The organism is Kitasatospora sp. NPDC088160 (assembly GCF_044741445.1).
In the GTDB taxonomy this organism is placed as follows: domain Bacteria; phylum Actinomycetota; class Actinomycetes; order Streptomycetales; family Streptomycetaceae; genus Kitasatospora.
Map to the genome: position 1 here is coordinate 44,014 of NZ_JBIUSS010000017.1, position 19,297 is coordinate 63,310.

The window sequence follows — 19,297 nt, forward strand, 5'->3', positions numbered from 1 at the left end:
ACCGCCACCCTTGCGTCCACGGAGGGGCGATGCGGGGATCGTCCAGAATGGCCGATTCGGGTCGGAGCCGGTCCAGCGCCGCCGCAAAGGGGGTTTGAAATTGACGTTACTCCGCCAAAGGACGGCTCACAGCCCCTCTGCGGCGGCAATCTCCCGGACGGTGGCGACGGTGTCGGCCTCGGCCGCACCCTTGTCCGGCCGGTAGCGCACTACCCGGGCGAACCGCAGGGCCAGCCCCGCCGGGTAGCGGGGGCTGCGCTGGAGACCGTCGAAGGCGATCTCGACGACCAGTTCCGGCCGGACCCGCACCGTCCAGTCGTCCCGCCCGCTCTCGCGGGCGAGGAGTTCGGCGGTCTGCCAGGCGAGCGTCTCGTCGGTGAGGCCCTTGAAGGTCTTGCCGAGCATCACCCACGGGCCCAGCCCGGGCTCGCCCGCCGCCCGGGCGCCCAGGTGCAGATTGCTGAGGAGGCCGCGCCGCCGGCCGCTGCCCCACTCGGCGGCCAGCACCACCAGGTCCAGGGAGTGCCGGGGCTTCACCTTGATCCAGCCGGCGCCGCGCCGCCCGGCCGCGTACCCGGCCGCCGGGTCCTTGACCAGGACGCCCTCGTGACCGCGGGCCAGGGTCTCGCGGAAGAACGCCAGTGCCCGCTCACCGTCCCCGGTCTCGGTGCGGGGCACCCGCAGGCCCTCCGGCACCGCCTCGTCCAGCGCCGCCCACCGCTCCCGGCCGGGGCGGTCCACCAGGTCCTCGCCGTCCCGGTGCAGCAGGTCGAAGAAGAAGGCGCTGAGCGGGACTTCGGCGCGCAGCCGCTCCGGATCCCGCCGGGAGGCGGTGCGCGCGGCGGTCTCCTGGAACGGGCGCGGTCGCCCGTCGGGCCCGAGCGCGATCGCCTCGCCGTCCAGCACCGCCGAGCGCAGCGGCAGCGCGAGCGCCGCCTCGGCCACCTCGGGGACGCGCGCGGTGATGTCGTCCAGGCCGCGGGTGAACACCGCGACCTCCGCGCCGTCCCGGTGCACCTGCACCCGGACGCCGTCCAGCTTCCACTCCAGGGCGGCCGGGCCGGTGCGCTCCAGCGCCGACGCCACGTCGGGCGCGGAGGCGGCCAGCATCGGCCGCACCGCCCGGCCCACCTCCAGCCGGAACGCGGCCAGCGCGGGCGCCCCGCCGGTCAGCGCCGCCTCCGCGACCGCCCGGGCGGAGCCGCGGAACATCAGCGCCCGGCGCACCGCCGCCGCGGGCACCCCGGCCGCCTGGGCGACGGCGTCGCCGACCAGCGCGTCCAGCGCGCCCTGGCGCAGCTCGCCGACCAGCACCGCCCGCAGGAACGCCTGCTCGACCTCGGTCGCCCGGGCGAACAGCCCGGCCAGCAGCCGCCGCCGCTCGGCCTGCGCGCCGGGCCCGTGCACCCCGGCGATCCGCTCCAGCTCCCGTTCGGTCTCCCGGACGCCGAGCGAGGCCTCGGCGGCGGGCGGCGGCAGGTCGCGCAGGCCCGCCGGGCCGACGCCGGTGCGCAGCCGCTGCGACTCGCCCGACAGCAGGCCCACGGCCGCCGGGGCCTCGGCCGGGCCCAGTGCGCGCAGGCAGTCCGCGAGCAGCGCCGTCTTGGCCCGCCGTCCGGGCTCGGCGGCGACGGCGCGGGACGTCTGGGCCAGGTGCCGCAGCCGCATGGCGCTCCTCGGGTGGTGCGTGGCCGGGCGTCCAGGATCGGCCACCCGACCGGCCACCGCACGGCGGGCGGTGCGCCCGTACCGCGCCGGAGTGGAGTGCGCGGGCGGCCGGTCTTGGCCGTGGTGGAGCTCGGCGCGGAGCCGACGGCCCGTCATGCTGGCGCCACACCGCGGCCCGGCGACCCCGGGGCCCGCCCGCCCGATCAAGGGAGACCGAGTTGACCACCACGACCCGCTGGAGCGTCGGCGCGCCGGAGCGCGCCGACTACCCCGTCTGGCGCGAACTCTTCCGCGGCTACTGCGCGTTCTACCGGCTGCCGATGCCGGAGGAGAAGGCCGAACTGGTCTGGTCCTGGCTCCACGACCCGGACCACGAACTGGAGGGCCTGCTGGTCCGCGACGGCGACGGCACGCCGGTCGGACTCGCCCACTACCGCCCGTTCGCCCGCCCCCTGCACGGCGCGGTCGGAGGCTTCCTCGACGACCTGTTCGTCGCGTCCGAGGTGCGTGGCGGCGGCGCGGTGGACCAGCTGCTGGCCCGGCTGCGGGCGATCGCCGCCGAGCGCGGCTGGAACACCGTCCGCTGGATCACCGCCGACGACAACCACCGCGCCCGCAGCAAGTACGACCAGGTCGCCACCCGGACCATGTTCGTCACCTACGACATGGCCCCGGACGCCCCGTGACCCGCGTCCGGGCGGCCTGAGGGCGTGCCTCGGGAGCGGGCCCCGGGTCCGGCCGCGGCCGGACCCGCGACCCTGCCACCGGACATTCGTTCGGACTTTCTGTTATCGGCGCGTCGCCGGGTGGTCTCCCAGGTGTCGGCACCCGACCCGCCGACCTGGACAGAAAGCGTGGGCACGTGAACAGCGACGACAGGACGACCATCCTCCCGGCGAACGGTGCCGAGAGCGGTGCACGGAGCGGAGCCTCCGGCCGACCCGGCGGCCGCGCCGCGCGCCGGGCCGCCCAGCGGCACACGGAACGCCCCGGAGACCGGGGCCGCCGGGCCCGACGGCGCGGTCCGGTCGGCCCGGTCGCCGCCGTCGCCGCCGCCGTGGCCGGCACTGGACTGCTCGCCGCCCTGGTCGGCGCCGGCTACGCGGCCTACGGCGGCAAGCAGGCCGACCGGGACGCCACCGGCCAGGCGCTGGCGGCGGACGCCGCCCTGATAGCAGCCGAGGCCGGCACCCACGACGGCATCCAGGTCCCCGGCGCCGGGGGAGCGGGCCCCGACGTCGCCGCGCCGCCGGTCACCCCGGCCGCCACCGACGTGGCACCGGCCCCGACCAGTGCCGCCGCGACCACCCCCGCCGCTCCGGCGTCCCCGACGGCCCCGGCGACCGCGACGCCGACCCGGACGGCCACCGGGAGGCCGAGCCCGAGCACGCCCGTGACCGCTCCCGCTCCCGCCAAGCCCGCCGGCACCCCGGCCGCCGCGCAGCGCACCGGCGCCCCCGCCCCCACGAGCGCCTCGGCGCCCACCCCGGTCGGCGGCGGCGCCGTTCCCTCCTCCGCCCAGCAGGTCGTCGACCTGGTCAACGTCGAACGCGCCAAGGCCGGCTGCGGCCCGGTCAGCGCCGAGCCCCGGCTGGCCGGCGCCGCCCAGTCGCACAGCGACGACATGGCGGACCGCAACTACTTCGACCACGCCAGCCCCGACGGCGACCACGCCGACCACCGCATCGAGGTGACCGGCTACCGCTGGAGCACCTGGGGCGAGAACATCGCCCGCGGCCAGAAGGACCCGGCCGCGGTGATGGATTCCTGGATGAACAGCCCCGGTCACCGTGCGAACATCCTGAACTGCGCGTTCAAGCAGCTCGGGGTCGGTGTGCGGACCGGTTCCGGCGGCCCCTGGTGGACCCAGGTCTTCGCCGCCCCGGCCTGACCGGCCCTCCGGCAGGGTCCGTTTTCCGATTCCGCGCAAATTGTTGTTATCTGATCACTCACCACAGGTCTCCGAGGAGGCAGCGGCGAACGGAACACGGCAAGACGGAGTGCGGACCATGAACGCTGACGTGCAGAACAGGACCGGGACCACCCTGGTACGCGCGGCCCAGGCGGGCGACCGGCAGGCCCAGGAGGCGCTGGTCGCCGCCTGGCTGCCGCTCGTCTACAACGTCGCCGGGCGCGCCCTGGACGGTCACGCCGACGTCGACGACGTCGCCCAGGAGACCATGATCCGCGCCCTGGACGGCCTGGACGGGCTGCGCGAGCCGGAGTCCTTCCGCTCCTGGCTGGTCGCCATCACGATGAACCAGATCCGTCGTCGCCACGCCGCCGGCCAGCAGCAGCCCACCGTCGGGGGCCTCGACGAGACCTGGGAACTCGCCGACCCCAGGGCCGACTTCACCGACCTCACCGTCCTGCGCCTCGGCCTCTCCGGCCAGCGCCGGGAAGTCGCCGAGGCCACCCGCTGGCTCGACCCCGACGACCGCGAACTCCTCGCCCTCTGGTGGCTGGAGGCCAGCGGCGAACTCACCCGCGCCGAACTGGCCGAAGCCCTCGACCTGACCCCGCAGCACACCGCCGTCCGCGTGCAGCGGATGAAGAAGCAGCTCGAAGCCGGCCGGATCGTCGTCCGCGCCCTCGGCGCCTACCCCCGCTGCCCCGAACTCGCCGACGTCACCACCGGTTTCGACGGCACCCCCAACTCCGTGTGGCGCAAGCGCATCGCCCGCCACATCCGCGGCTGCGCCACCTGCGACCGCCTCGGCCGCGACCTCTTCCCCGCCGAAGGACTGCTGGCCGGCCTCGCCCTGGTGCCGATCCCGCTCGGCTCGCCCGCGCTGCTGCACTTCCAGCACACCGCAGCCACCGTCGCCACCACCGCCCCGACCGCCGCGAGCACCCACGCGGGCTGGGCCGGGACCGCCGCGCGCAAGGCCGTTCTGGCGAGCGGTGCGGTGGCGGTGGTGACCGTCACCACCCTCGCCCTGGTCTGGTCGCACCCCGCCGACACCCCGAGGGAGGCGACCCCCGAACCCACCACCCCGGCCGCCGCTCCCGCAGCCCCGGTGCCCCCCGCGACCCCGGCCGCCGCCCCGGTCACCCTGTCGGCCACGCCCACGCCCACGCCGACCCCCAGCGAGACACCGACGGCCACGCCGTCACCCACCGCCACCCGGTCGGTGGCCCCGCCGCCGCCCAGCCCGGAGCGCCAACTCGTCGACCTCGTCAACGCCGAACGCGGCAAGGTGGGCTGCGCCCCCCTGCGGATCGACCCCCGGCTGCACGGGGCCGCCCAGAAGCACGCCGACGACATGGTCGCCCGTGGCTTCTTCGACCACGTCAACCCGGACGGCGTCCGCACCGACGCCCGGCTGACGGCCGTCGGCTACCGCTGGTCCCAGTGGGGCGAGAACCTCGACCGGGGTCCGACGTCCCCCGCCACGGTGGTCGCCCACTGGATGGACGGCGGCATCCACCAGACCAACATGCTGGACTGCGGCTTCAAGGACGTCGGCGTCGGTCTGGCCACCGGCCCCGCCGGCGCCTACTGGACCCAGGACCTCGGCGCCCCGCTGCCCTGACACCGCACCGCAGCACCGTCGTACCGACACGTTGTCGCGCTGCTGCGAGCTAGGCGGGGGTGACCCCGACCAGTCCGTCGGCCGAGCCCGTCACGTACCCGGTCGCCTCCCCGACCACACCGCCCGCGTCCCCGACCTGCCCCGGCAACGCGTCCGGCGCGCTGGTCAGCGATCCGGACAGTCCGTCCTGCCCCCCGACGGCACTGGCGTGCGCACTCGGTGCGGTGAGCGAGGCCACGAAACCCACGGCGAGCGAGGCGACGGCGAGCATGCTGCGCTTCTTCATGGCGGGTCCAACGACGATCCGCCGGGCGGGTTACGAGGACGGCGGCGGATTCCCTCGTCCGTGGCCGCGCGGCCGGGGCCGCGGCACAGCCGCAGCCCGGTGACGGCCGGTCGGCCGAACGCTGGCGCCGCGGGCCCCGGACGGGCTGTCGGGCCCCGGGCCTTTTCCGGTGGCGGGAGGCGTGGGAGGGCGGTGGGATGGGGAGGGGTCGGGAATGATTCCGGCAAATCGGTTGAATCACCACACTTTCGGTCTCATCGACGTCGGTCTCATCGACCAGGACCCCCCACCGCGACACGAAGGGCACCCGATGCACGCAGCCGAGCTCACGCCAGCCGTCCTCGCCGAGCTGCGCCGCCCCCGGCGCTACCCGGCCGTCTCCGTTCTGCTGCCCACCCACCGCAGCGAGCCCGACAACACCCAGGACCCGGTCCGCCTGCGCAACCTCGTCGCCGAGGCGAAGAACCGGCTGCACGCCGACGAGGCGGTCAGCCGGGCCGACCGGCTGGACGTCGTCGAGCAGCTGGACCGCGCGCTCACCGAGGTCGACCTCGTGCACGCCGAGGACGGCCTGGTGATCTACGCCGCCCCCGGTGAGCACCAGGTGTGGTCCCTGCCGCGCCCGGTGCCCTCCCGGGTCGTGCTGTCCGAAACCTTCCTGACCCGCAACCTGGTCTCCGCCTACACCGCCGGTGCGCCCTACTGGGTGCTGACCGTCGCCGCCGACCGGGTCGCCCTGTTCAGCGGCAGCGGGGCGCACCTGGCCGAGCACACGGGTGCCGCCTTCCCGCTCGACCAGGTCCGGCCGGACTGGGACGTCGAGCGCCAGGAGCGGATCGGGGACGTACCGAGCACCTTCCGCGACGAGGAGACCCGCCGCTTCCTGCGTTCGGCCGACACCGCGCTGGCCGCCGTGCTGGAGGCCGACAACCGCCCGCTGTACGTGCTCGGCGAGGCCGCCGCGATCTCCCTGCTCGACGAGGTCGGCACCGCTGCCAAGCGGGCCACCGCCCAGGTCTCGCACGGCGGCCTCGGCCACGCCGCCGCCGCCGCGGTGGCCGAGGCCGTCCGGTCCACGGTCGCCGAGCAGGGCAGCAAGGCCGTCACCGAGTTGCACGAGCGCCTCGACCAGGCCCAGGGCGTGAAGGGCCTGGCCGCCGGCATCGACGAGGTCTGGCAGACCGTCGCCGAGGGCCGCGCCGCGCTGGTCGCGGTGGAGGAGGACTACTGGCAGCCCGTCCGGGTGACCGACAACCACCTCGTCCCGGCGGCGGCCGGTGAGCCCGACGTCCGCGAGGACATGGTCGACGAGATCGTGGAGCGCGCCCTCGACACCGGCGCCAAGGTGCAGTTCGTCCCCACCGGCGAACTCGACGCCCGCGGCCACATCGCGGCCGTCCTGCGGTACTGACCCGCCCGGTACTGACCCGCCCGGTACTGACCCGCTCGGTGCGGGCCCGGCACGGCACCGGGCCCGCACCGCCGTGTCACGGCCGCGTCAGGACCGGTGGAACGCCCGCCCGGCGGCACCCGAGGAGACCGACCCGACCCCGGGTATCAGCCCGCCGGTGATCGGCCGGGCGTCCGCACCGCGCAGGGCCGCCCCGCCGCCCGCGCCGTACCACCGCGCCGTCCACCGGTCGCAGCCCCGGCACCTACCCGTCGCCGCTCGCCACCCATGAGAGGACCCCCGTTCTCTGATCGTGCTCGGGACGCTAGCAGGAGCCACTGACACTGAACCCAGGTCGGCCAGGTCGGCCCGGACGGTCCTCAGCGGGTCGTGGTCGAGGAGGGAGTGCTCCCCTCGGAGGTCCGGATCGAGTCCAGCACCTGCTGCACCTGCTGGATCGTCACGTGCGACGGCTCCCGCAGGCAGGCCGTCAGCTGGATCAGCACCAGCGTGCCGGTCCGGGCGACGGCCCGATGGCCGATGAGCTCGCGGGTGCCGCCGAGCGTGAGGCATTCCTTGTCGAGCGTGACGTCGGAGGTGACGGCCAATGAGGTGGTGAACTTCCCGACCAGGTCCGGTTGGTCCACCAGCCGGAGGGTGAGGAGGGCGCCGCCGACGGGCAGCAGCGTGTCGGACGGGCAGGCGATGCCCGCCGTCCGGCAGGGGGACGCGGGGCTGATCGGCCCGGTGGCCAGGTAGCCGATGCCGTTCCGGGGGTCGCCGTTGAAGGTGCTCTGGCTGTACCAGCCGCTCGGCAGGTCGAGCGCCAGGTTCGGGTACGACGAGAAGCGGACCTGCGATCCGGGCGTCGGCACCATGGTCGGTGTCGCGCTGGGGCCGATCGTCGGAGTGGGCGGTACCCCGCCCGGCACCGTTTCGGCCGGTCCGGTCACCCCCGGTCCCGCAGCCGTCCCCAGTCCCGCGCCCACCCCGCGCTCCGGCGTGGGCGCGATCGCGGGCGCGGCGGCCAGCGCCGCGGCGACCAGCCCGGCGGTCAGTCCGGCCCCGAGCCCGGCGGCCCGCCGTCGGCGCCGGGTGCCGATGGCGCGGGCGCGTACCCGTTCCATCCGGTCCTCGGGCGTGGCGAGCTCCGGTACGGCCTGGTGGAGCAGGATCCGCAGCTCCTCGCCCTCACCGCCGTCCGGCCTCGGGTCGTCCGGGTCCAGCAGGTCAGTACCGATCACGGGGTCCCCCCGCCAGCAGCAGTTCCCGGGCCGGCAGTCGGCCGCGCAGCGCGGCGAGCGCGCGGTGCGTCTGGCTCTTGACCGTGCCGGTGCTGCAGCCCAGGACCTCGGCGGTCTCCTCGACGCTGAGGTCCTCGAAGAAGCGCAGCACCACCACGGCCCGTTGGCGCGGCGGCAGGGCACGGACGGCCTGGGCGACCACCTCTCCGAGCACCACCCCTTCGTACGGGTCCGCGCTCGCCGGCGGCGGCTCCGGCAGTTCGCCGTGCGGCAGTTCGCCGGTCCAGCGGCGGCGCCACCAGGAGACGTTGCAGTTGACCAGCACCTTCCGCAGGTAGGCCTCGGGCCGGTCGATGGAGATCCGGTCCCATTTGGGCCAGATCTTGGCGAGCGCGGTCTGCAGCAGATCCTCCGCCTGGTGCGGGTCGCCGGTCAACAGCCAGGCCACCCGCAGCATCTTCGGGCCGCAGGCGGAGACGAACTCCTCGAAGTCCGGTGTGCCATCCCTCATCCCGCCGTCCCCGCCATGGTGTCCGTGCCGTCCCTGTCAGCCGTGGCGGCCTGCTGGGCCGCGATCGTGGTGTCCTACTCACAGCTGATGAACGTGCTGGACGGTGTTTCGGGTTGTCTTCCGGGCACGGGGATTTTCGGCCGGCCGGCGCGGGGAGGTTGGACGGCCCGCGAGCCGGCCGGGACTCGGCCGGGCGGCGGGCGGGCCGTGGGCACCACGATGGCCGCGTCGGGCCCGTCCGGCCAGAGGCGCTCACGGGGCGTCCGGGCGCACGATGCGGCGCGCCAGGGGCGTACGGGTGGGACGCAGGGGGCGGCGGACCACGGACCGGGCCAACCGGGTGGCGGTGGGTCAGAGCGTCCCGGAGCCGTGCGGCGCCTCGGTGGGGACACCGCGGGCGGCGGCCGCCGGGTCCGAGGTCACCGGGGTGACCGTCCAGTCGGGGTGGCCGGGCATCGGCGGGGTGCGCAGCCCGTACAGCCAGTCGGTGAGGAAGCCGGAGAGGTCCTGGCCGGAGACCTCGGAGGCGGTGCGCAGGTAGTCCCGGGTGGTGGCGGTGCCGTACCGGTGCTCGCGCAGGAAGGTGTGCTCGATCCGGTCGAAGGTCCCGGCGCCGACCCGCTCGCGCAGTGCGAACAGCACCAGCGCGCCGCCGGTGTAGCGCTGGCTGTCGAAGAGCTTGGCAGCGCTGGGAGCGGCGACCGGTCCGGAGTCGTGCCGCCACTGGTCGCCGAGGCCGTAGAGGGCCCGCATCCGGTCGACCAGGGTGGTGTGGCCCCAGGCGTCCGGCCAGCCGCGCTCGTAGCGGTAGACCAGGGCGTAGTAGTCGGCGTGCCCCTCGTTGAGCCACAGGTCCGCCCAACTGGCGGGGGAGACGCTGTCGCCGAACCAGGAGTGCACCAGCTCGTGCATCTGGTGCGAGCCGATCGCGGACTCGGGCTGGCGCAGGAAGTCAGGCTTGTAGAGGGTGAGGGTCTGGGTCTCCAGGCCGGTGAAGCCGAACGCGGCGGGGTCGTCGGTGTCGGCCGGCAGGAGGCCGTAGGTCTCGAAGGGGAACGGCCCGAGGTGCTGCTCGGCCCAGGTCAGCTGGTCGGCGGTGAGCGCCAGGGCGGGTTCGAGGTCGGCGGCCCGGGCGGTCGGGACGACGTCGCGCAGCGGCAGGCCGTGCGGGCCGGTGCGCTCGCGGACGGTGTAGTTCCCGACGGAGACCTGCACCAGCTCGGTGGCCATCGGCTCGCGGGAGGCGTAGCGCCGGGTGGTCCGGCCGTCGCCGAGCCGTTCGGTCTGCGTCAACTCCCCGTTGGCGACGCCCAGCAGGCCGTCGGGCGCGGTGACGGCGATGGTGAACCGGGCCTTGTCGCTGGGGTGGTCGTTGCACGGGAAGACGGTGTGCGCGCTGTCCGGCTGGCCGGCCACCGCGAAGCCGTCCGGGGTCGGGACCCAGCCGGTGTGCGGGAGCCTGGCGCGAGGGTCGGCGGTGTACTCGACGGTCAGCCGCGCGGTGGTGCCGCGGTGCAGGGGCCGGGGCGGGGTGATGGTCAGTTTCTCGTCGTGGGCGGCGAACCCCGCCGGGCGCCCGTCGACCCGGACGGCGCGCACGGTCAGGCCCAGCGCGTCCAGCTCCAGGTGTGCCAGGGTGCGGGACGGCCGGGCGGTGATCGCCGCGGTCGCGTCGACCGTGCGGGTATCGGCGCGGTAGTCGAACGACAGGTCGTAGGCGAGCGCGTCGTACCCGCTGTTGCCGAGTGAGGGGAAGACCGGGTCGCCGAGGCCGTCCGCGGCGGTGGCGGCCGGGGTGCCGGCGGACAGCAGCACCGCACTGAGCACGAGTGGGAGGACGAGGCCGACACGGGGCCTGGACAGGGTGATCACCGCACTTCGGGAGTCGTGGCCTCGGGGGGCCTGGCTGCGGGATTCGTGGCTTCGGGAGCCCCGGTGAGGAGCGGGGCCGGGCGGCGGTACGTGCGCGACGCACCGGGCACGGACCCTAGCGGACCGGGGCGCCCGCCAGGCGCCGCCGCCCGGACGGTTGTCAACACGAGTCCATCCCCCGGACGGCCTACAGCGATGGCGGGGCCGCCGCGCGCTGGCTAACGTTCGAAGTGCTTCGCCCCCTGACGGACGAGGCCACGGCCGTCGGAGAACCTGGCCAGGTCCGGCGGCCGTCCTTCATGCCCGGGTGCACCCCGTAGGCTGGCGGCCGAGACGACGCCCGCGTACCGGATGCCAGGAGCCGCCGTGACCAGCCCCGATTCGCACGTTCTGGTGATCGGCGAGTGCGTCGCCGACATCGTCCGCACGGATGGCGCCCCGGACACCGTCCACCCCGGCGGCAGCCCCGCGAACGTCGCCTACGGCCTGGCCCGGTTGGGGCGGCCCGCCACCCTGCTCACCCAGCTCGGGGAGGACGCCAACGGCCGGCTGATCCGGGCGCACCTGGAGTCGGCGGGGGTGGTGGTCCGGGCCGCCGGGGTGGCGCGGACCCCCTCGGCCGTGGTGCGTCTCGACGGGCAGGGGCGGGCGCGCTACACCTTCGACATCGGCTGGACGTTGCCGCCGACCGAACTCGCCGAAGCGCCGGGCGCGATCCACCTCGGCTCGATCGGGGCGGTCACCGACCCGGGCGCGGCGGCGGTGCTGGCGCTGGTCGAGCGGTGGCGCGGCCGGGCGCAGATCAGTTACGACCCGAACGTGCGCCCCGCGCTGATGGGCGAGCGGGCGCGGGCCGTGCGGCGGGTCGAGCGCTGCGTGGCGCTGAGCGACGTGGTCAAGGCGAGTGATGAGGACCTGGCCTGGCTCTACCCCGGTGAGGATGCGGAGGCGGTCGCGCGCCGCTGGCTCGCCCTCGGCCCGGCCGTGGTCGCGGTGACCCTGGGTGCCGACGGCGCGTTCGCGCTCACCGCCGGGGGCGGGCACGCGCGGGCCGCAGCCGTTCCGGTGCCGGTCGCCGACACCGTCGGCGCCGGGGACTCCTTCACGGCGGCTTTCCTGCACGCCCGCGCGGCCGGCGCCGACCTCGCCGGCTGCCTCACCCAGGCGGTGACGGCCGCCGCGCTGACCGTCTCCCGCCCCGGCGCCAACCCGCCCTCGACGGCGGAGCTGACGGCCGCCCTGGCGCAGGCGAGTTAGGGCGTGCTCTAGCCGGCCAGCTCCTTGCCGTACCAGATCTGGGCGTACGGGCCGCTGCTGTAGGCGGGGATCTCGCGGTAGCCGTGGCGGGTGTAGAGCGCGCGGGCCTCGACCAGGTCGAGGCGGGTGTCGAGGACGATCCGCCGGGCGCCGAGCGAGCGGGCGGCCTCGTCGACGGCGGCGAGCAGTCGGGCGCCGCCGCCGGTGCCGCGCAGGCCGGGGCGGACGAACACCCGGGTCAGCTCGACGGTGTCGGCGTCGCGCCGGCGCAGCCCGGCGCAGGACTGGGCCGCGCCGTCGTAGTGGCCTAGCAGGAAGAGGCCGTCCGGTGCGGCGAGGTCGTCGCTGGGGGAGCCGGCCAGCCCCGACTCCAGTTCCTCGGGGGTGCCTTCGCGGCCGAGGTGCAGGCGGTAGTAGCGGTTGGCCACGTCGTAGTAGTACTCGCGCAGCAGGGCCAGGGCCTCGGGTGCGGTGACGTCCGCCGTGGCGACGGACCAGAGGCGGGCGGTGCGGGGCGCGGTGTCGGTCATGGGCGCATGATCGGTGGTCGCGGGCCCGGTCCGCAATCGGGTTTCGCACGGCCGCCCGGTCGGCTCGGGTGCCCGGCCGGTTCGGCAAAGGAAGGGCAAGGAGCCCGGCGCGTCGTTGCCCCGCACGGGTGATGAGGGGGTTGGCGGGGGTGCGCTGCGGGGGAGCAGTGCGTCTATGAACAGATCATCAAATCATCGCATTAATGCGGGTTTGAGAGGGATTCAGGGACGCGGCGCCGGTGCTCGGGCGGGTGTGCGGACCGGTTTGCTGGCCACCGTCTGCCTCTCCGCCGTCGCCGCCGGCTGTGCGGGGCCGGCCGACCCCGCGCGGCCGGCCGTCGTCCCGCCCGCGCCGGGTGCCGTGCCCGTCGTCGAACACGGGGTCGGCCGCCCGCCCGAGGCGCTGCCGGTGCTGCCGGGCCTGGCCCGCAAGGAGGAGGAGGTCGGCACCGAGGCGGTCGCGCGCCGGGATTCGGAAACCCGGGCGGCCCTGGAGACCGCGCACCGCTGGGGCCTGGAGGCCCCGCCGCTGAAGGCGCCGCCACGCCCGGCGACCAGGCCGGTGCTGGCCCAGTCGCAGGGCGTGAAGCTCAAGGAGGGGCGGCCGCCGGTGGTCTACCGGGTGCCGACCGACGAGAAGGTGGTCTTCCTCACCGTCGACGACGGCTCCGAGAAGGACCCGGAGTTCTCCCGGATGGCCGACGAACTCGGCATCCCGCTCAGCACCTACGTTTCCGACTACCTGGCCCGCGAGAACTACGGCTACTTCCGCGACCTGCACGCCCAGGGGGTGGAGATCAACAACCACACCATCAACCACCGCAACCTGAAGGTCCTCGGCTACGAGGCCCAACGCGACGAGATCTGCCGTCAGCAGGACCAGCTGGAGAAGCAGATCGGCGTCCGCCCCCGGCTGTTCCGGCCCCCGTACGGCGAGTACAACGACGACACGCTGCGCGCGGCGGCGTCCTGCGGGGTCCAGGCGGTGCCGCTGTGGAACGAGGAGGCCTTCCCGGACCACATGGAGTGGCGCTACGACGACCGCAAGCTCCACTCGGGCGACATCATCCTCACCCACTTCCGGGGCACCGACCTCTGGAAGGCCTCGATGCCGGACCTGCTCCGCAAGGTCGTCAACGACGTCACCGCGCAGGGCTTCGCCCTCGGCCGGCTGGACGACTACCTGTAGGAGTTCGCCCGTCGAGGGCTCCGAGGATCAGCCGAGCGAGAGGGCGTCGAGGTACACCCAGGCGCCCTCGTGCCGGACGAACCGGCTGTGCTCGGTGAGCACGCCCTGCTCGCGGCCCTCGGTCCAGTGCGCCCGGAAGGCGACCGTGCCCTCCGCGTGGAAGGCGCCGCCCTCGGTGGTGGCCACCACCTCCAGGCCGGTCCAGCGCAGCGCCGGGTCGAAGTCCACCTCGGCGGGCCGGGTGTCCGGGTGCCAGGTGCGCAGCAGGTAGGCCTCGTCCTGGGCGGCGAAGGCGCTGTACCGCGAGCGCATCAGGGACTCGGCGGTGGTGGCCGCCGTCTGGCCGCGGTGCAGCCGCCCGCAGCAGTCGCCGTAGGCGGCGGGCAGGCCGCAGGGGCAGGGGGAGGAGGGCAGCAGCCGGGGCGCGGAGGCGGCGGCGCGGGGCGCGGGGTGACGTCGGGACATGCGGTCCATTCTCTCCCTCCGGCCCCGGCCGCCCCGACCGGGGCCGGTGGGGCGTCCGGGTGCGGGTGCTCAGCAGTGGGCGGAGTCCGGTTCGCCGAACCAGGCGTGCAGCGCGCGCAGCAGCCCGTCCGGATCCTCCTCCCCGGGAGCGGCGGCCCAGGCGACGTAGCCGTCCGGGCGTACCAGCAGCGCGCCGGCGGGTGGTTGCGGGCAGTCGGCCGTGAGCACGTCCACCCGGCCCTTCCAACCGGCCGCGAGGTCGGCGAGCCGTGGCGGGCCGTCCGCGAGGTCGAGCAGCAGGGCCCGGCCGCCGCGGGCCAGTTCGGCGAGCCGGGTGGGGCCGGTGGCGGTGGTCAGCGGGAGGTCCGGCGCGAAGCCGCCGGCGAGCGGGTGCGGGCAGTCGGTGTCGTACCGGACGTCGCTGCCCGCCATGAGCGCGGCGATCCGCCCGAGGTTGTCCTGGTACGCGAGCAGCTCGCCGAACAGGGCGCGCAGGGCGGTGACGGCCGGGCCCGGGGACATCAGGGCCATCTGGGCCTGCGAGTGCATGAAGACCCGTTCGCCGATGGGGTACCGCTCGCGGTGGTAGCTGTCCAGCAGGCCGGGCGGGGCCCAGCCCTGGAGGTCGGCGGCCAGCTTCCAGCCGAGGTTCGCGGCGTCCTGGAGCCCGAGGTTGAGGCCCGGACCGCCGGTGGCGGCGTGCACGTGCGCGGCGTCGCCGACCAGCAGCACCCGGCCCTCGCGGTAGCGCTCGGCGAGCCGGGTGTTGTGCCCGACCTGGCGGCGCGGGGTGTGCGCGCCGGGCGTGTCGGCCGGGGCGAGCGGCAGGTCGGCGCCGGTCACCCGGCGGACGCTGGCGCGCAGTTCGTCCAGCGTGGCCGGCACGGTCTCGTCGACGGGCGGGCCGGCCCACTCCATGGTGGCCATCATGGCGAGTTCCGGGCCCATCGGGGCGAGCACGAACACGCCGTGCGCGGTGCGGGTGTGGGTGAACGGGCGGAACGGCGTCGGGCAGCCGGGCAGCAGCACCTCGCCGGTGTCGAGCACCCGCAGTCCCTCGGGCGGGCGCACGTGGGCGATGCGCGCGACGGGGTCGGGCGAGGTGACCCCGGGGAAGCCGATCCCGGCCAGCTTGCGGACGGTGCTGCGGCCGCCGTCGGCGCCGACCAGGTAGCGGGCGCGCAGCCGCTCCGGCCCGTCCGGTCCGAGGACCTCGACGGTCACCCCCGCCGCGTCCTGGCTCAGGCCGGTGACCTCGCGGCCGTGGTGCACGGTCACGCCGAGTTCGCGGGCCCGCTCCGCCAGGGCCTGCTCGATCCGGTGCTGCGGCACCGGCAGGGCGTACAGCGGGTTGCCGTCGAGCTCCCGGAGGTCCAGCGGGAACGCGCCGAACACGAAGCGGGGCACCGGGGCCGGGGCGCCCGGGCCGCCGAGCCGCTCGTACAGGCCGCGGTGGTCCAGCAGCCGGATCACCTGGCCGACCAGCCCGTTCGCCTTCTGCTCCGACGAACGTTCGGCCAGCCGGTCCAGCACCACCGGCCGGACTCCGGCCAGCGCCAGTTCGCAGGCCAGCATCAGCCCGTTCGGGCCGGCGCCGGCGATGATGACATCGTGGGTCATGGTAAATCCCCCTGTGCGACGGTGAGTTCACGAAGACGACGGTTCGGGGAGGCCGGCCGCCAGCTGCCGCAGTGCCTCCGCCAGGAGCGTTTGCAGCGGTACCGGCGGGTCGGCGCGCAGCCATACGTCGCTGGCCGCCTTGAGTGCGGCCAGGACGCCGGCGGCGACCAGTCTGGGGTGGAGGCCGCCGGGGTCGACCCCGGTCCGGGCGGCCACCGCCGCGGTGAGCCCGGCCTCGGCGTCCGCGCCGGCACGGGCCAGCTCGGCCTGGAGGGCCGGTTCGCGCAGCAGTAGCCGCACCGCGGCGGTCCACCGCGGGTCCGGCTGCTCCGCCGCGCCGTCGAAGGGCGCGAGGGTGGCCCGGGTGAGCGCCTCCCAGAGCGGTTCGGCCGCGGGCCGCTCGCTCAGCGCCTCGCCGACGAGCCGGATGCGGTCGCAGTGCCGGGAGACGATGGCCTCGGCCTTGCTGGAGAAGTAGTTGTTGTAGGTGCGCGGCGACACCCCGGCCGCGGCCGCGATGTCCTCGACCCGGACGTTCTCCAGGCCCCGTTCCACCGCCAGGCGCAGTGCGGCCCAGCTCAGCGCCTCCCGGGTCGCGGCCTTCTTCCGTTCCCGCAGACCGATCTGACTCTTCGTCATGACCACCACTCTCCCCAGAAGCCTGCGCGCCGCGCAAGACTGCGCGGCACGCAACTTTTTCGGAGCCGACACCCCGGGCGGATCCGCCCCGGCGGGGTTGCGAGGAGTCGCGCGGCGGCTCGGCGAGTCGCCCTGCCCACCCGGTTGGTCACTGATAGTAGTGGCCTGGTTGCGGAGCGGTCTCCCGCGCCGGTTCGGCGGGACGGTTCGACAGGACGTCCCGACAGCACACCTCGACAGGACATGAGGAGCGGTCATGGGTGGCAGACAGCGTCCGCCGGGAGCGCGGACCCCTCGGCAGGGCAGGCCCGTCGCGGGCGGCCGGGTGAACGCCCGGGCGGAGATCGCCCGGCTGGAGGGTTATCTCGCCTGGGAGGCCGAGGTCGCGGCGGCCGAGCGGGACGCCCGGGCCTTCGCCGGGCAGTTCCCGTGGCTGCCCGCCGCGGAGCGGGAGAGCCTGGAGCAGGCCTACGCCGCCGACCGGCTGCGCTACGCCGAGGAGGTCGTCGACCGCGCCGTCGAGCGCTGCCGCCGGCTGGCCGCCCGCTACCGCAGCGAGTGCCGCCGGATCTGCGCCCGCTGGGCCGCGCTCTGCCTCTCCGTCACCCTGGCGGCGGCGCTGTTCGCCGTCGTCCCGGCGGCCCTGCGGGCCTGAGCCGGGCCGATCCGCCGGCACGCCCGAGGGCCCGCCGCGCCGATGACGGCGCAGCGGGCCCTCGGGCGTGCGCGGGGATCAGTGGTGGCCGTGGCCGCTGCTGATCTCCTGGTGCTCCTCGGCGGTGGGCTTGGCGATCTGGCTGCCCTCGCCGTAGAAGCCGCGGGACAGCTTGGCCCTCGTCCGGGCGAACAGCCCGGCCTTGCGGACCACCCCGTTCTCGTCCACCTCCGGCGGCAGATCCTCCGGCTGCGGCTGCTCGTGCGCGGTGAGGGTGTACATCCGGCCCGGCGGGAGCGGGGCGTGCACCTCGACGAACTCGCCGTGCTGGAGCCGGTTGATCACGCCGGTCTCCCGGCCGTGCAGCACCTTCTCCTTGTCGCGCCGCTGCAGGCCCAGGCACCACCGCTTGGTGACCACGAAGACGACCACCGGCACGACGAAGAAGCCGGTGCGCACCGCGTAGGTGATCGCGTTGATCGACAGGTGGAAGTGGGTGGCGAGCAGGTCGTTGCCGCCGCCGGCCAGCAGGATCAGGTAGAGGCCGATCCAGGCCGCGCCGAAGGCCGTGCGCACCGGTGCGTTGCGCGGCCGGTCGGCGAGGTGGTGCTCGCCGCGGTCCCCGGTGACCCAGGCCTCCAGGAACGGGTAGCACCAGATGATCAGCAGCACGGTCGGGAAGACCATCAGCGGGACGAACACCCCGAGGTTCAGGGTGTGGCCGCCCCAGACGCTGATCTCCCAGCCGGGCATCACGCGCACCAGACCCTCGGAGAAGCCCATGTACCAGTCCGGCTGGGCGTCGGTGGACACCTGGTCGGGCCGGTAGGGGCCGTACGCCCAGATCGGGTTGACGGTGGCGATCGCCGACATGAACGCGACCACGCCGAAGACCAGGAAGAAGAAGCCGCCGGCCTTGGCCATGTAGACCGGCATCAGCGGCATGCCGACCACGTTGTCGTTGGTCCGGCCGGGCCCGGCGAATTGGGTGTGCTTGTGGTAGAAGACCAGGATCAGGTGCGCCGCGAGCAGGCCGACCATGACCCCCGGGATCAGCAGGACGTGCACGGTGAACAGCCGCGGCACGATGTCCTGGCCGGGGAACTCGCCGCCGAACATGAAGAACTGCAGGTACGAGCCGACGATCGGCACGGCCAGGACGGCACCCTCCATGAACCGGATGCCGGTGCCGGAGAGCAGGTCGTCCGGCAGCGAGTAGCCCATGAAGCCGTCGAACATGCCGAGGAACAGCAGCAGCGCGCCGAAGACCCAGTTGATCTCGCGGGGCTTGCGGAACGCGCCGGTGAAGAAGACGCGCATCATGTGCGTCAGCATCGAGGCGACGAACACGATCGCCGCCCAGTGGTGGACCTGGCGCATCAGCAGGCCGCCGCGGACCTCGAAGCTGATGTCGATGGTCGAGGCGTAGGCCTCCGACATCTGGATGCCCTTGAGCGGGACGTACGAGCCGTCGTAGATGACCTCGCCCATGCTCGGCTTGAAGAAGAGGGTCAGCCAGACGCCGGTGATGATGATGATGACGAAGGTGTAGAGCGCGATCTCGCCCAGCATGAAGGACCAGTGGTCCGGGAAGATCTTGCGCAGATTGGCCTTGGCCAGGGAGTAGATGCCGACCCGGCCGTCGGTCCAGTCGGCCAGGGCCTCGGCCTTGTTCGCGGGGTTGGCGCGCGTGCTGGTCACCGGTCCCGGCTGCGACTGCTGGTCGGTTCTCACGACGGACTCCCCGGCGTCCTCGGCGTGCCGGGCTGGAGGCCCGCCGGCAAAGACGCCGGCCGGCGAAGTGTTGTGATCATGGGACCTCTCGATACGGGCCCGCCGGCTGAACCGGCACGCGGAGCGGGTGACCCACTGGCCCGTTGCTCAGGGTGATGGAGCGCTTACTCTGTCATGCTGTCGGCAGGGGGCCGACTGTGCACGTCCATCGGTCCGTACGGCCGCTCGTGTCGGGCCGGACGGGGGGTCCTGACGTCCGATCGGCCGCCGGACGGGTGGCGGTGCTGCGCCCGGGTGCCGCTGAACCGTTTCGGCGCGCGCCGCGTCCGGAGGTCGCGCGATTCCGGGCCTACGCTGCGCCAATGGTGGATCACCCTGAACTCTTCGAGGACGTCACCGCGGCCCTCGCCCGCGCCGGGATCGACGCCGGGCCGGGCCCGTCCCTGCTGCGGATCGGCCATCGGCCGCCGGGGGTGGCGGTCGGCTGGTCGCCGGGGGAGGGGCCGGACGGGCCGCCCTCCCGGGGGGCGCGCGAGGCGGTCAGCGGTGCGGTCGCCGTCGTGCTGCGCGAGTGCGGCTACCTGGTCGCCGAGACGGCCGGCGGCGAGCTGTTGGTGACGCCCGCCGCCGCACCGGTGGCGGTGCCGGCGGAGCCGGAGACGGTGCCGGAGCAGTGGTGGGGCTGAGCCGGGCCGGCTCGG

At 74.8% G+C, this 19,297-nt stretch carries 18 protein-coding genes; 8 read left to right on the top strand and 10 right to left on the bottom strand.

What is annotated here, in order from left to right; translation table 11 throughout:
* Positions 1 to 126: 126 nt before the first annotated feature.
* Complete coding sequence (locus ACIOGZ_RS25535) at positions 127 to 1,668, bottom strand: ATP-dependent DNA ligase (RefSeq protein ID WP_400987451.1); 1,542 nt, start codon at positions 1,666 to 1,668, stop codon at positions 127 to 129.
* A 218-nt stretch (positions 1,669 to 1,886) separates the two neighbouring features.
* On the opposite strand from ACIOGZ_RS25535, the gene ACIOGZ_RS25540 reads away from it, so the two are divergent.
* The 3 genes from ACIOGZ_RS25540 (at position 1,887) to ACIOGZ_RS25550 (ending at position 5,204) form a co-directional block, all read left to right on the top strand.
* Positions 1,887 to 2,354 (top strand): GNAT family N-acetyltransferase, encoded by a 468-nt coding sequence (locus tag ACIOGZ_RS25540; protein WP_363587321.1) that lies wholly within the window; start codon positions 1,887 to 1,889, stop codon positions 2,352 to 2,354.
* A gap of 176 nt (positions 2,355 to 2,530) precedes the next feature.
* Positions 2,531 to 3,559: a CAP domain-containing protein gene (locus tag ACIOGZ_RS25545; RefSeq protein ID WP_400987454.1), complete on the top strand. Its 1,029-nt coding sequence runs from the start codon at positions 2,531 to 2,533 to the stop codon at positions 3,557 to 3,559.
* 118 nt (positions 3,560 to 3,677) lie between these two features.
* Entirely contained in the window at positions 3,678 to 5,204 is a 1,527-nt protein-coding gene (locus ACIOGZ_RS25550) for a sigma-70 family RNA polymerase sigma factor (protein WP_400987456.1), read from the top strand.
* A gap of 49 nt (positions 5,205 to 5,253) precedes the next feature.
* Here ACIOGZ_RS25550 and ACIOGZ_RS25555 read toward each other — a convergent pair whose 3' ends face one another.
* The gene (locus tag ACIOGZ_RS25555) at positions 5,254 to 5,490 is read right to left on the bottom strand and encodes a hypothetical protein (protein WP_363585617.1); all 237 of its coding nucleotides are present in this window, start codon (positions 5,488 to 5,490) and stop codon (positions 5,254 to 5,256) included.
* 310 nt (positions 5,491 to 5,800) lie between these two features.
* On the opposite strand from ACIOGZ_RS25555, the gene ACIOGZ_RS25560 reads away from it, so the two are divergent.
* Positions 5,801 to 6,901, top strand: coding sequence for a chemotaxis protein (locus ACIOGZ_RS25560; RefSeq protein ID WP_400329230.1), 1,101 nt, complete (start codon positions 5,801 to 5,803; stop codon positions 6,899 to 6,901).
* A 359-nt stretch (positions 6,902 to 7,260) separates the two neighbouring features.
* Here the strand turns inward: ACIOGZ_RS25560 and ACIOGZ_RS25565 are convergent, their stop codons facing one another.
* The 3 genes from ACIOGZ_RS25565 to ACIOGZ_RS25575 all read right to left on the bottom strand — a co-directional run bounded on the left by ACIOGZ_RS25565 (position 7,261) and on the right by ACIOGZ_RS25575 (position 10,507).
* Positions 7,261 to 8,124 (bottom strand): hypothetical protein, encoded by an 864-nt coding sequence (locus ACIOGZ_RS25565; protein WP_400810151.1) that lies wholly within the window; start codon positions 8,122 to 8,124, stop codon positions 7,261 to 7,263.
* Complete coding sequence (locus ACIOGZ_RS25570; protein WP_363585614.1) at positions 8,111 to 8,635, bottom strand: SigE family RNA polymerase sigma factor; 525 nt, start codon at positions 8,633 to 8,635, stop codon at positions 8,111 to 8,113. Before ACIOGZ_RS25570 ends, ACIOGZ_RS25565 begins: the two co-directional genes overlap by 14 nt.
* 351 nt (positions 8,636 to 8,986) lie before the next feature.
* The gene (locus ACIOGZ_RS25575) at positions 8,987 to 10,507 is read right to left on the bottom strand and encodes a M1 family metallopeptidase (RefSeq protein ID WP_400987458.1); all 1,521 of its coding nucleotides are present in this window, start codon (positions 10,505 to 10,507) and stop codon (positions 8,987 to 8,989) included.
* 366 nt (positions 10,508 to 10,873) lie between these two features.
* On the opposite strand from ACIOGZ_RS25575, the gene ACIOGZ_RS25580 reads away from it, so the two are divergent.
* The gene (locus ACIOGZ_RS25580; protein ID WP_400987460.1) at positions 10,874 to 11,764 is read left to right on the top strand and encodes a carbohydrate kinase; all 891 of its coding nucleotides are present in this window, start codon (positions 10,874 to 10,876) and stop codon (positions 11,762 to 11,764) included.
* 8 nt (positions 11,765 to 11,772) lie between these two features.
* On the opposite strand, the gene ACIOGZ_RS25585 is transcribed toward ACIOGZ_RS25580, so the two are convergent.
* Complete coding sequence (locus ACIOGZ_RS25585) at positions 11,773 to 12,294, bottom strand: GNAT family N-acetyltransferase (RefSeq protein ID WP_363585611.1); 522 nt, start codon at positions 12,292 to 12,294, stop codon at positions 11,773 to 11,775.
* A gap of 265 nt (positions 12,295 to 12,559) precedes the next feature.
* Between ACIOGZ_RS25585 and ACIOGZ_RS25590 the strand changes: the two genes are divergently transcribed.
* Positions 12,560 to 13,483 carry a polysaccharide deacetylase family protein gene (locus tag ACIOGZ_RS25590; protein ID WP_363585610.1) on the top strand — a complete coding sequence of 308 codons (924 nt, stop codon included), beginning with the start codon at positions 12,560 to 12,562 and terminating at the stop codon, positions 13,481 to 13,483.
* Positions 13,484 to 13,510: 27 nt separating this feature from the next.
* On the opposite strand, the gene ACIOGZ_RS25595 is transcribed toward ACIOGZ_RS25590, so the two are convergent.
* From ACIOGZ_RS25595 to ACIOGZ_RS25605, 3 genes are all read right to left on the bottom strand, one after another.
* Positions 13,511 to 13,948, bottom strand: a complete 438-nt coding sequence (locus ACIOGZ_RS25595; RefSeq protein WP_363585609.1) for a YchJ family metal-binding protein — start codon at positions 13,946 to 13,948, stop codon at positions 13,511 to 13,513.
* Between the two features lie 69 nt (positions 13,949 to 14,017).
* Complete coding sequence (locus tag ACIOGZ_RS25600) at positions 14,018 to 15,568, bottom strand: FAD-dependent monooxygenase (protein WP_363585608.1); 1,551 nt, start codon at positions 15,566 to 15,568, stop codon at positions 14,018 to 14,020.
* 27 nt (positions 15,569 to 15,595) lie between these two features.
* Entirely contained in the window at positions 15,596 to 16,207 is a 612-nt protein-coding gene (locus ACIOGZ_RS25605) for a TetR family transcriptional regulator (protein ID WP_363585607.1), read from the bottom strand.
* A 256-nt stretch (positions 16,208 to 16,463) separates the two neighbouring features.
* Between ACIOGZ_RS25605 and ACIOGZ_RS25610 the strand changes: the two genes are divergently transcribed.
* A complete protein-coding gene (locus tag ACIOGZ_RS25610; protein WP_350881931.1) occupies positions 16,464 to 16,862 on the top strand; it encodes a cytochrome C oxidase subunit I in 399 nt (132 codons plus the stop codon).
* Positions 16,863 to 16,940: 78 nt separating this feature from the next.
* Here ACIOGZ_RS25610 and ACIOGZ_RS25615 read toward each other — a convergent pair whose 3' ends face one another.
* The gene (locus tag ACIOGZ_RS25615) at positions 16,941 to 18,563 is read right to left on the bottom strand and encodes a ubiquinol-cytochrome c reductase cytochrome b subunit (RefSeq protein WP_363585620.1); all 1,623 of its coding nucleotides are present in this window, start codon (positions 18,561 to 18,563) and stop codon (positions 16,941 to 16,943) included.
* A gap of 395 nt (positions 18,564 to 18,958) precedes the next feature.
* Between ACIOGZ_RS25615 and ACIOGZ_RS25620 the strand changes: the two genes are divergently transcribed.
* Positions 18,959 to 19,282 (top strand): hypothetical protein, encoded by a 324-nt coding sequence (locus ACIOGZ_RS25620; protein ID WP_363585606.1) that lies wholly within the window; start codon positions 18,959 to 18,961, stop codon positions 19,280 to 19,282.
* The last annotated feature ends 15 nt before the right edge of the window (positions 19,283 to 19,297 follow it).